Source organism: Flavobacterium daejeonense DSM 17708, assembly GCF_000425425.1.
Lineage (GTDB): Bacteria > Bacteroidota > Bacteroidia > Flavobacteriales > Flavobacteriaceae > Flavobacterium > Flavobacterium daejeonense.
The window spans coordinates 34,329-46,301 of the sequence record NZ_AUDK01000017.1 but is presented as its reverse complement, the minus strand read 5'-3'; the positions used below and the strand labels follow the sequence as shown (position 1 = coordinate 46,301).

Here is an 11,973-nt window from a genome sequence, read left to right as displayed (position 1 = left end):
CCTGAGGTTAATTGTTTGTTAAATTTATTATTATAAAACGTTATAAAAATATAATTTCGACCAATGACATATTTCAAAAGACGTTTGTCGTTTTTTTGTTTTTTAACACAAATAACAACTTTTGTAAACAATTAACAACTAATTACAAATAGCCTTGATTATTATGCAACAAAATAAAAGTTTTACTCAAAAAAAAACATCAACCTTTTATAAAGATTAATGTTTTTTATAATTTTAACAAAGAAAAGATTCTAAATCTTTTTTGTATCAGTAATATTTATTCACTAACACGAAATTTCACTTTTTGAACATCTTTTGAATTCCCTCCCACCATTACTTCAAAATCACCTGGTTCTACAACTCTTTTCATTTCACGGTTCCAAAGTGATAATTCATCAGGAGTTAATGTAAATTCTACATGTTGTGTTTCTCCTTTTTTAATGAATATTCTTTTAAATCCTTTCAATGTTTTTTCTGGAGTTGTAGTACTGCTATAAACATCATTAATGTAAAGTTGTACAACTTCTTCTCCGTCTCTGTCACCCGTATTTTTTACATCCACTGCTACTTTAATTTCACCATCCCTTTTAATTTCTGAAGCATTCAATTTTAAATTAGAATATTCAAAAGTGGTATAGCTTAATCCGTAACCAAAAGTAAATAATGGATTTTCGCTTTCGCTAACATATCTGTGAATGGCAGATGGTTTTTGGTTGTAATAAATTGGTAATTGTCCAACCGATTTAGGAACTGTAATAGGTAATCTTCCGGCAGGATTGAAATCACCAAATAATACATCTGCTACTGCTCTACCCCCCTTCTCTCCAGGAAACCATCCTTCTACTATAGCCGGAATATTTTCGGCAATCCAGTTCGTTGATAATGGACGACCGTTCAATAATACACAAACTACAGGAGTTCCTGTTTGCTGAATGGCTTCAATTAATTCCTGTTGCATTCCGTGTAAATCTAAAGTAGCCACATCTCTGTTTTCTTCAACCAATTCATTTGATTCTCCTAAAACAACAATGGCAACATCCGCTTTTTTGGCAGCTTCAATAGCTGGTTGTAAATTTACTTTTTCTAAATTCCAACGCAAGTGAGCTCTGGCTCCCCAGCCTCCTTCCCACATTTCGATACGAACTTTGTATTTTTTTCCTGCTTCGATATTTTTTGGCGTCGTTACAATACTTGTCGCTCCTTTTGTCCAGTTATCAATCACTAATTGATCATCAACCCACATTCTTATTCCATCATCTGAACTTAAACCCAACCATCCGTCAAAAGCTTTATCTGATTGAATATAGCCTGTCCAACGAATAGAAAAATCATCCACATTTACACCATCACCAGGTGCCCATGGCCAGTCAAATTCTAATTGGCTGTCGATACGGGTTAAAGCTGGAGTTCCTTCTAATTCTCTATTGTTAAAATATTCTCCTTTTAATCCGTTTTGAGATCCGTCTGAAGTAAATAAATATTTTGATGGAATAGCCTGTCCTTTTATAATCAAAGGAACTCCTTCTTCATAAACAACATTGGCCGTTTTTCCAACCAATTGCTGAATTCCTTCAAAAACAGTTACTCCTACACTATTCTTAGGAGCATAACCTCCCATTCTTGAAGCATTGGCATTTGGTCCAATAACTGCAATATTTTTGAGGTCTTTTTTTAATGGAAGAAGATTGTTTTCATTTTTCAATAAAATCATCGATTTTTGAGCTGCTTCTAAAGCAACAGCCTGATTTTCTTTAGTATGAAAACGTTCTTTGATTAGATTTTTTTCAGTAAATGGATTTTCAAATAATCCTAATAAGAATTTCAAACGTAAAACGTCTCCCGCTGCACGGTCAATGTTTTCCATTGTTAATTTCTTTTCATTTACTAATTCAACAATTGTATTTTGCCAAAATTCATTTGAAAAATCATAAAACTGCATATCAACTCCTGCTGAAACGGCTTCTCTGATACTTTCTTTCGGAGAATCAGATACTTTATGAGTCGTTTGGATGTATTTAATAGCGCCTAAATCGGATACAACAAGCCCTTTAAAACCCCATTCATTTCTCAAAACATCCGTTAATAACCAATGATTTGCAGCACAAGGAATTCCGTCTAATTCCGAATAAGCACACATGGTTCCTAAAGCGCCACCTTTTCTAAAGGCTTTTTCGAAAGACGGCAAATGATCTTCACGAGCTGAACGTTCTCCTACCAAAATTGGTGAAGAATTTCCTCCCGCCTGTGGAATACCGTGAACAGCAAAGTGCTTTGGTTCAGCAATAATAGAACGATCCGATTTTAAATCATCTCCTTGCAATCCTTGGATAAATCCTAAACCAATTTCACTATTCAGGTAAGCATCTTCACCAAAAGTTTCAGCAACTCTTCCCCATCTTGGTTCACGTCCTAAATCTAAATTAGGTCCAAAACCAAAATGAACACCATGAGCACGGGCTTCACTTCCAATAACAACTCCTACTTTTTTCATCAGCGCAGTATCCCAAGTAGCACCAAGTCCGATGTTCATTGGGAACGCTGTACTTCCTTCGTCTAAATATCCGTGAAGCATTTCACACATAATTAAAGCCGGAATTCCCCAACGGTTACCTTTAATGACATTAGTCTGTAGATCATTAATCATTTTTGCTGAACGCGGATAAAGGTCATGAATCGCTCCAATTCCTAATTTCCCAATTTTTTCAGCCGATTTAGACTTGGCAAAATCTTCATTTTCTTTAAAAAAATCACCTCTGTACATGTCCATTTGACGCACTTTTTCTTCCAGAGTCATTCGGTTTAATAAATCTTTTACCCGCTCCTCAACTCCTAATTTAGCATCCTGATACGGGTATTTTTTCTGGGCAAAACCGGCTTGACTAAAGCCTACAGCCATCACAAAAAGAATAGCTGTTTTTTTAATTTTTATTTCTAACATATTTTAGGCGTAATTTTTAATTCTGTATCACTTTTAAAGTCTTTCCATTAACCAAATTTTCATGAGAAATAAAATAACTGTTAAATGGTTTTCCGTCTAGTTGTATTGCGTTGATTTTTCCGCCAGTATTGCTTTCTTTTTCAATCACAATACGTTCGTTTTTATAATATTTAGGATCAAGTTTGATTGTTATTTTATCAAACATTGGTGTTGTAATTGTATAAACTGGTTCGCCAGGAACAATTGGGTAAATTCCCATCATTGAATACACCAACCAGGCCGACATGGTTCCGGTATCATCATTTCCAGGCAAACCTTTTGGTATATTTTGAAAATATTCGCGTACCAGTCTTTTTACATTTTCCTGAGCTTTCCATTCTTCGCCTTTTACATAATTAAACAAATACGGATTAGCAATATCAGGCTCGTTAGCCATATCAAACTGTTTGCTGTCAAAGATTTTCTGCAATTGCGACGAAAAGGCTTTATCACCACCCATCATTTTTTTCAATCCATTCATATCGTGTAAAACCATAAAATTATACTGCCACGCATTTCCTTCGATAAAACCAACATTCTCTTCAAAATTAGCTCCGGAATTAGGATCGAAAGGTTCGTACCAATTTCCATTAGCTACTCTTGGTCGCAATAATTTTAAATTTTTATCGAATAATTTTCGATACGATAAGGAACGTGCTTTAAAACGTTTCGCATCGGCTTTTTTCCCTAAAGCATCCGCTAAAAGTGAAATGGCATAATCAGAAATATTATATTCCTGAGTGGTCGAAACCGGACCTTTACTGTCAGTAGTTAAAAACCCTTTTTCAATATAATCTTTCAATCCCGGACGAAGCGGATTATTCTCCATTTGATCAGCTCCTTTCAGCATCGCTTTATAGGCTTTCTGAACATCAAAATCACGGATTCCTTTCAGGTAAGTATCAGCAATTACAATACTTGCGGGATCTCCTACCATGGTAAAAGTTTCCGTTGAATTCAATTCCCATTTAGGCAACCAGCCGTTTTCATCGTACATTTGAATCATACTTTTTACCATATTGGATTGCTGTTTTGGATACACCAAAGACATCAACTGATGTAAGTTTCTATACGTATCCCATAATGAAAATACGGTATAACGAGTACCATCGGTTTTACCTATTTTACTTCTTTTAATTTCCGGATATTCTCCATTGCTATCATTTAAAGTATTGGGATGAATTAATGTATGATACAAAGCAGTGTAAAAAATCGTTTTGTCGTCTTTAGAACCACCTTCGACTGCAATTTTAGATAACTCTTCGTTCCATTCGTTGTAAGTTTCTTTGTAAACTGCTTCAAAAGCTTTGTCTCCCACTTCTTTTGCTAAGTTTTCACGAGCATTTTCTATACTGACATACGAAATACCAATTTTCACTTCAACCGTTTCTTCTTTGTCAAATTTATACGTGAAATAACTTCCAATACTATCGCCTACAACGGTTTTAATTGTATTTTCCATCATCCTTGCTTTTCCATTGTAACCCATCCATTGTGCTTCAACACCATTATATTTCGCAGGTTTTTTCCACACACCAAATTTATCAGCCGGTTTAGAAAATTTGGCCACAAAATAAACCGGATACGCCTCTTCCGGACTGTTATAACAAAACGAACCAACAGAACGAATTCCTTCAATTTCGGTATTAGAAACCACTTTTATCATTGCCCCTTCTTCATTAGTTAAACCAACACCCAGATTTAATAAAACATTGGATTGTCCTTTCGGGAAAGTAAATTTGCTCACTCCTACTCTTTTTGAAGCTGTAAATTCTGCTTTGATATTGTATTTGTCAATATTCAGCCCATAATAAGCGGTTTTGGCTACTTCATTAGAATAAGTTGAACCGTATTTTAAATGATCTATTTCCACTTCACCAGTAGTTGGCATTAGTAAAATAACCCCCAATTCCGGACAGCCGACACCACTCAAATTCACCTGGCTAAATCCTGTCAAAAAAGTATTCTCATTTACATAGGGATTTGAAAGCCACTGACTGTCTTTTTCCAAAGGTCGATTCTGTGGCCCAGACACATTAAACGGACTAATACTTGCCATTCCACGTGGTGCAATAGGCCCGGGAAAAGCCGCTCCAAAATTGGAAGTTCCAATAAACGGATTTACAAAATCGGCTGGCTGCTGAGCAAAAATAGTTGCGCTAAAAAACAGTAAGCCAAAACTTGCTGTTAATCGTATTATTCTTTTATTTAAAACCATACTTGAGTTTTATCTGTTAATTGCTTCCATTTTTAAAGTCCAAGCTTCTTTACAAGGCAAATTATTTCTTAAACTTTCAGGAATTGTAACTTTGAAACCTTGGTCTAATTTAGTCCATTTTAGCGCCGTTTTAGAACCTAAAAGCGTAATCTTAGTTCCTTTTTTAGGACTGATTGATTTTACTGTTACTTCAGCCGGAATTTTGTCTTCTTCGTCTTTAGCTAAATAAAAAGCAAATACATTTCCTGCTTTATTTTGTGTAAAACAGATGTTTTCTTCTTTGTAAGGTTCAATTGGTTTTGTATTGTAAATCGCTATGCTGTTTACTTTCATCCAGTCTCCATAAGCCTGTAACAAATCATAAGCTCCTTTATCCCACTCCCCTCCAGGACTTGGAGCAATGTTTAATAATAAGTTTCCACCTTTTGCAACAATATCTACTAACATATGAATTCCTTCTCTTCCTGTTAAATATTTAGCATCCGGAGTATAGGACCATCCTCCGCCTGAAGTAATACAAGATTCCCAAGGATAAGGTAACGTTTTTTCAGGAACTCTGTTTTCTGGTGTAAGGTAGTTTTGATTTTTACCGTGAACTGCTCTGTCCACTACAATTAATCCAGGTTGTTTAGCACGAGCTTTTATTACCAATTCGTCCATTTTTGGATCCTGATCAACTACTCTGTGTTTGATAAAACCATTTTTAGATTCGTTTTCTGCAAATTTTTCATCATAGTTTTCTTTGATGTTTTGCGCATCTCTCTTTTTAACCCATCCGCCATCAAGCCAAAGAATATCAATTTTACCATAATCTGACAATAATTCTAATATTTGATTGTGCGTAAAATCAACATATTTCTGCCATTTTTCAGGATATAATGAAGGATCATAGTTTACGTTTCTGTCAAAAGGAGGAAAATAAGGATCCCAGTAGTTCTCATTATGCCAATCTGGTTTAGAGAAGTAAGCTCCAACAGAAAGTTTTTCATTTCTAAAAGCATTGAAAACTTCTTTTGCAATATTAGCTTTTGGGTTAGTACTAAAAGGAACCGATTTATCAGTCACTTTATAATCAGAATATTTAGTATCGTACATATTAAATCCGTCATGGTGTTTAGTCGTAAAAACCATATATTTCATACCTGCATATTTTGCCGCTTTAGCCCATTTTGCAGGATCAAATTTTACCGGATTAAATGTTTTTCTTAAATTTTCATAATCCTTAACATAGTCGGTATAATTTGAAGGATTACTCCCTTTTTTACGTTCACACCAGCCATAATCTTCAGGACAAATAGACCATGATTCTACTATTCCCCATTGGCTGTAAGTTCCCCAGTGCATTAACAATCCAAACTTTTTACCTTGCCATTCCTCTAAATTTTTCAATACCAATGGGTCGGTTTCCGGTACATAACGCTCATCTTCATAAATGGCTTGTGAAAAGATTTGTACTGAAAACAATAATGCTAAGATTGCTATGCTTTTTTTCATTCTTTCGTATTTTAATTCTTAAATCTGTTATTACTTAGTCTCTGTATTTAATGTTTCAAGTATCGGTTGGTCAGTAAATGTTAATTGTGTTTGCGCATTTTCATTTAGTTGTTCCAATACTACAAAGCTATTTACACCTTTATTCAACCAACAACCTGGTACATACAGTGTTTGTTGCGGTCCTACTTTCCAATAGCGTCCTAAATTATGTCCGTTTACAAATACAATTCCTTTACCCCAAGCTGACATATCCAGAAAAGTATCAGCAGGTTTATCAATATTTACAATGGATTCGTATAAAACTGGGCGTCCAAATTTTATTGTCTCATTTTTAACAAGCGGAACTTCATTCATTGGCATTTTATACATTTCCCAACCTCCGGTAATTTCATATTCATTAATTATTACAGGAGAAATAATTCCTTTGCTATTGTGAACAATTTCGGCCCCATAATTAATACGTCCCATGTTCTCAACCAAAATTTCTAAAATTCCATTAAAAGGAATTGTAACTGTCAATTCGTAGTTTTTGAAAACTCTGTTCAGTTCACCCACCTTTGATCCATTAACATAAATGGTAGCAAAGTCTCTTAATCCCTGTATTTTCATTGTACCAGAAATAGGTTGTGCGAATCTTTTTCGATATAAAACATAGCCATTACCCTGACCCAGTTTTTCAAAAGTCAAGGGTTGATCGTTTACAACTGCTTTTTCTTTTTTAATCCAGCTTAAAATATCCATGCTGGATTTTAAAGGCTGATTAGGAAATTTTGTTACTGGAATTTTCTCAGGTATAGCTGGTAATTTTGTTTTAGAATATTTTTGCATGACTTCACGAATTGCCATAAACTTTGGTGTTGTCCAACCCGCTTCGCTAATAGGTGCATCATAATCATAACTTGTAATATCAGGTTGTATATCACTTTCTTCATTATAATTAGCACCAGAAGTGAATCCAAAATTAGTCCCTCCATGAGCCATATAATAATTAAAAGACACGCCTGCTTCTAGGTACTTTTTGGTCTGATTTGCAATTTCTTCAGAACCTATTTTAACAAATGGTTCAGCCCAATGATCCAACCAGCCCGGATAAAACTCCGCTACCATATAAGGTCCTTGTCCTTTATGAAATTTATCAACCTGTTTCTTTAAATTTTCAATATTTGATTCTCCATTAGCAGTTGGCAAAACTCCGTCAACTGCTCCACCTTCAAACAACCAGGTTCCGTCAGAAGTAAAAAAAGGCTCCTGAAAACCAGTGGATTTAAGCATATTATAAATGGCTGTTTTGTATTCCTTATGCTCGTTAGGATTGATATCTGTTCTTTGAGAAACATAGGAACCAAATTCATTTTCAACCTGAACCATAATAATTGGCCCTCCCTGATTAGAAAAAAGTCCTTTTAGCTCGGCAGACAAATGTTCCAAGTAGCTTTTACAAGCTTCCAGGAATGCTTTGTTGTTAGTACGAACTACTAAATCTGGGTTATTTTGTAACCACCAAGGATAGCCTCCAAATTCCCATTCTCCACAAGCATAAGGTCCTGGTCTCAAAATCACATACAATCCTTCACTTTTGGCTGTGCGGATAAATTCAGCCAAATTTTTATTTCCCGTTTTAAAATCCCATACTCCCGGAGCTACTTCATGATAATTCCAAAATACATAAGTCGCCACCGTATTCATCCCCATAGCTTTAAGCATTTGCAATCTATGTCTCCAATATTCCTTTGGAATACGTTCATAGTGCATTTCTCCTGAATGTATTTTAGCAATTTTTCCATCTTGCTTGAATTCTCCATTAGCGATAGAAAATCCCTTTGTTTGCGCCTGATTAAACATTGGCATCAAACAAATTAATACTATTCCGAGTTTAAATAATAGTTTGTTCATTCTTTGTTCTAAATTATACATTTATAAAATTTAAAGTTGAATAGTTACTTCACTACAATTTCATCAAAGAACATAAAGGAACTATCTCCTTTAGGACTCTTTTTCAAATTAGTAGCCACCACTTTTACAAATTTTGCAGCAGTAGGTTTAAAGTTCATCTTAAAATCTTTTAATTCTACAGAAGAATTGATGGCAAATGGATGAACTAGCTCTCCAACTTCTTTATAATTTACTCCATCTGTAGACACAAATGCTTTGATCTCTGTAGGAAAATAGATTCCGGCTCCTTGATTTTCTAATGAACCTAAAGCCAGCTGACTGATTGTTTTTGTAGTTTCTAAGTCAATCACTACTTCCATATCATCAACTAACCAAGCCTGCCATTGTCCGTCGTGGAAATTTTTGCTTCCTCGGATAGAATTTACAAGTGTATGATCATCTCCTTTATAATTTGAATTGTAAAGCGTATTGTATTTTACTTTATTTGCAAAGGCTTTATGAAAAACAATCGAATCAATAAATGTTTTTCCAACTGGTTTATCATCTTGAAATAAAGAAGCTTTTAAAATTGTAGACTCTTTAATTTCAATTGGATTCACATATTTTACAGCATCAACTTCAATACTTTTATCACCTAAAACATAACGAATATCTGGATTAGGAAACTCATTTTTTAATTCAATTTTTATTGATTTGTTAGCTAAATCGGCTGAAGAAAAAGCTGTTACTAAATAAGCACTCTTTGAATAATTGATTCCTAAATAATCATAGCGTTTTAATAAAGGGAATAATCTTAAAGTAAAATCATTCCAACTACGATTTTCTTTTGGACTCCAAAGCGTTTCGGACAAAGCAGCCAACCTTGGAAAAATCATGTATTCTGAATCTTTTGGTGAAGACAGATATTCTGCCCATAAATTAGCCTGTCCACCTAAAACATGTGCAGCCTCTTTTGGTGACATAGATGAAACTACAGGATCAAATTTGTACACTTCATTTAAAAAATTATAAGCATTAAAAGCCAATGGTTCTTCGTTTTGAGGTCCCTGATAAAAATTGAAATAACAAGGGTTCTCAGGAGTCATAATCACATCATGACCTTGATCTGCTGCTTCAATTCCGCCTTTAGTACCTCTCCAACTCATCACAGTTGCATCCGGAGCTAAACCACCTTCTAATATCTCATCCCATCCTATTACTCTTTTACCTTTTGAATTGATGTATTTTTCCATACGCTTTACAAAATAACTTTGTAATTCATGGACATTTTTCAATCCTTCGTCTTTCATTCTTTTTTGACAATGAGGACATATTTCCCAATTGGTTTTAGTAGCTTCATCGCCTCCGATATGAATATATTTCGAAGGGAAAATTGAAATTACTTCGTCAATTACATTTTGCAAAAATTCAAAAGTCGATTCTTTACCAGCACAATAAATATCTGTTAACGGCCAAACTCCTCCGGATGGGACACCAATTCGCTGATTGAAACAAGCCAATTCAGGATATGATGCAATAGCGCTACTTACGTGTGCCGGCATTTCGATTTCAGGAATGATTTCAATATTTTTATTTTGAGCATAACTTACAATTTCTTTGAGTTCTTCCTGAGTCAAAAATCCACCATAAGTTCCTTTTTCATCAGGATTTGTCCTTAATCTCGCATTCCATATTAGATTTTCCTGATCTACTCTCCATGCACCAATATCAGTTAATTTTGGATATTTCTTGATTTCAATTCGCCATCCCTGATCGTCAACTAAATGCAAATGCAACACATTCATTTTAAGCATTGCTAAACGATCAATTGTGGCTTCGATATACGATTTATCAAAAAAATGACGGGATAAATCCAACATTAAACCTCTCCATTGAAAGCGAGGTTCATCAACAATATTTACATTAGGAATAGACCAATTTACATTGGCAACCGTTTTTTTACTTTCAATTGCAGTAGGTAATAATTGTCGGATTGTTTCCAAAGCATAAATAAAACCGGCATTTTCCTTTGCTGTTATTACAATATTTTTGGAAGTAACGTCCAATTTATAAGCTTCTCTATTTAAGTTTTTATCAACTTTAAATTCGATAAAATTATTTTTAGACTTCTTATTTGAAATTTGTGGTTTCCATCCTGCTGCAAGTTGAAATTTAGCAATCAATGCCTCTGCTATTTCCTTTTGTGCATCCCCTTTTACAATAAATGTGGAATTTGAAGAAAATTGAAACTTTCCTTCTTTAACTTCTGTATGAGCAGGTTTAGGTATAATGGTTATTTCTTCCTGTGCCACAACCGAAGTCGTAATCAGAAGTAAAAACAAGGCAATCGTAGTTTTAATTATTCTCATAAATTATATATTTAAAGGCTTCGTATATTTTTTAATAGCTATTATAGCTGTTATAATAAATCGAATCAAATTATTTATCCCAAGTCATTTTAAACTTTGCATCTTCCATTCGGTTTCCTTTTTCCTCATCACAAATGGCATAGTTAAAACCGGAACGCAAACTGTAAGCTCCATGTTCTCCTTTATTATTTAAAGCGATGAAACCAACCTGCAAATACTCCATATCACGGTGGTTTTTATGTTTTTCATAAATACGCTCAGTGATTTCTTTACAGGCTTCAAAAGGCGATTTCCCCTGACGCATTAATTCGACCACCATGGCACTACCCGCTGTTCTTATGACTGCTTCACCTAAACCGGTTGCTGCAGCTGCTCCCACCTCATTATCCAGAAAAAGACCCGCTCCGATTATTGGGGAATCACCAACGCGGCCGTGCATTTTCCAAGCAGCTCCGCTTGTGGTACAACCACCGGAAAGATTTCCATCGGCATCAATAACAAGCATGCTTATAGTATCGTGATTTTCTATATTGATAACAGGCTTGTATTTTGATTCTTCCAGCCATTTTTTCCAATCTTTTTCTGCTTCTGGTGTCAATAAATTTTCTACTTTGAAGCCTTCGGATAAAGCAAATTGCAAAGCTCCTTCTCCCGATAACATGACGTGAGGCGTGTTTTCCAAAACTCTTTTAGCGACAGAAATAGGATGCATAATTCCTTCTAAAAAAGAAACCGAACCACAATTACTATTATGATCCATAATACAGGCATCGAGCGTGACTTTTCCTTCTCTGTCAGGATAACCACCGTAACCCACACTTCTAACATTTGGATCGGCTTCAGGGATTTTCATTCCTGCTTCAATAGCATCTAATGTTGGTTTTCCAGCTTTTAATTGTTTCCAGGTTTCAGCATTAGCTGGTAAACCGTGATTCCATGTAGAAATAATTAATGGTTTCTTTTTAACTTTTACTTCGACACTTGAAAAAGGAGCCTCAGCTTTATTCATACCATTAGCGACTATAAAAGTTCCTAAACCTATA

Annotated in this window: 6 protein-coding genes; all 6 read right to left on the bottom strand. The window is 34.9% G+C overall.

From position 1 onward, the window contains the following. Window positions 1-277 precede the first annotated feature (277 nt). The gene (locus H599_RS0112275; RefSeq protein ID WP_026714409.1) at window positions 278-2,938 is read right to left on the bottom strand and encodes a glycoside hydrolase family 3 N-terminal domain-containing protein; all 2,661 of its coding nucleotides are present in this window, start codon (window positions 2,936-2,938) and stop codon (window positions 278-280) included. Between the two features lie 16 nt (window positions 2,939-2,954). Then, window positions 2,955-5,195, bottom strand: a complete 2,241-nt coding sequence (locus H599_RS0112270) for a GH92 family glycosyl hydrolase (RefSeq protein ID WP_026714408.1) — start codon at window positions 5,193-5,195, stop codon at window positions 2,955-2,957. 9 nt (window positions 5,196-5,204) lie between these two features. Beyond that, window positions 5,205-6,689 (bottom strand): alpha-L-fucosidase, encoded by a 1,485-nt coding sequence (locus tag H599_RS0112265; RefSeq protein ID WP_026714407.1) that lies wholly within the window; start codon window positions 6,687-6,689, stop codon window positions 5,205-5,207. 30 nt (window positions 6,690-6,719) lie between these two features. Further along, window positions 6,720-8,603 (bottom strand): glycoside hydrolase family 35 protein, encoded by a 1,884-nt coding sequence (locus tag H599_RS0112260; RefSeq protein ID WP_245600518.1) that lies wholly within the window; start codon window positions 8,601-8,603, stop codon window positions 6,720-6,722. Window positions 8,604-8,626: 23 nt separating this feature from the next. After that, window positions 8,627-10,930 carry a glycoside hydrolase family 20 protein gene (locus H599_RS0112255; RefSeq protein WP_026714405.1) on the bottom strand — a complete coding sequence of 768 codons (2,304 nt, stop codon included), beginning with the start codon at window positions 10,928-10,930 and terminating at the stop codon, window positions 8,627-8,629. Between the two features lie 70 nt (window positions 10,931-11,000). Beyond that, window positions 11,001-11,939, bottom strand: coding sequence for a N(4)-(beta-N-acetylglucosaminyl)-L-asparaginase (locus H599_RS0112250; protein WP_394330979.1), 939 nt, complete (start codon window positions 11,937-11,939; stop codon window positions 11,001-11,003). Window positions 11,940-11,973: the final 34 nt, after the last annotated feature.

Coding starts and splice junctions, on each gene's coding strand:
- H599_RS0112255 (WP_026714405.1), bottom strand. CDS start 10,930: ATGAGAATAATTAAAACTACGATTGCCTTGTTTTTACTTCTGATTACG.
- H599_RS0112270 (WP_026714408.1), bottom strand. CDS start 5,195: ATGGTTTTAAATAAAAGAATAATACGATTAACAGCAAGTTTTGGCTTA.
- H599_RS0112250 (WP_394330979.1), bottom strand. CDS start 11,939: ATGAATAAAGCTGAGGCTCCTTTTTCAAGTGTCGAAGTAAAAGTTAAA.
- H599_RS0112260 (WP_245600518.1), bottom strand. CDS start 8,603: ATGTATAATTTAGAACAAAGAATGAACAAACTATTATTTAAACTCGGA.
- H599_RS0112265 (WP_026714407.1), bottom strand. CDS start 6,689: ATGAAAAAAAGCATAGCAATCTTAGCATTATTGTTTTCAGTACAAATC.
- H599_RS0112275 (WP_026714409.1), bottom strand. CDS start 2,938: ATGTTAGAAATAAAAATTAAAAAAACAGCTATTCTTTTTGTGATGGCT.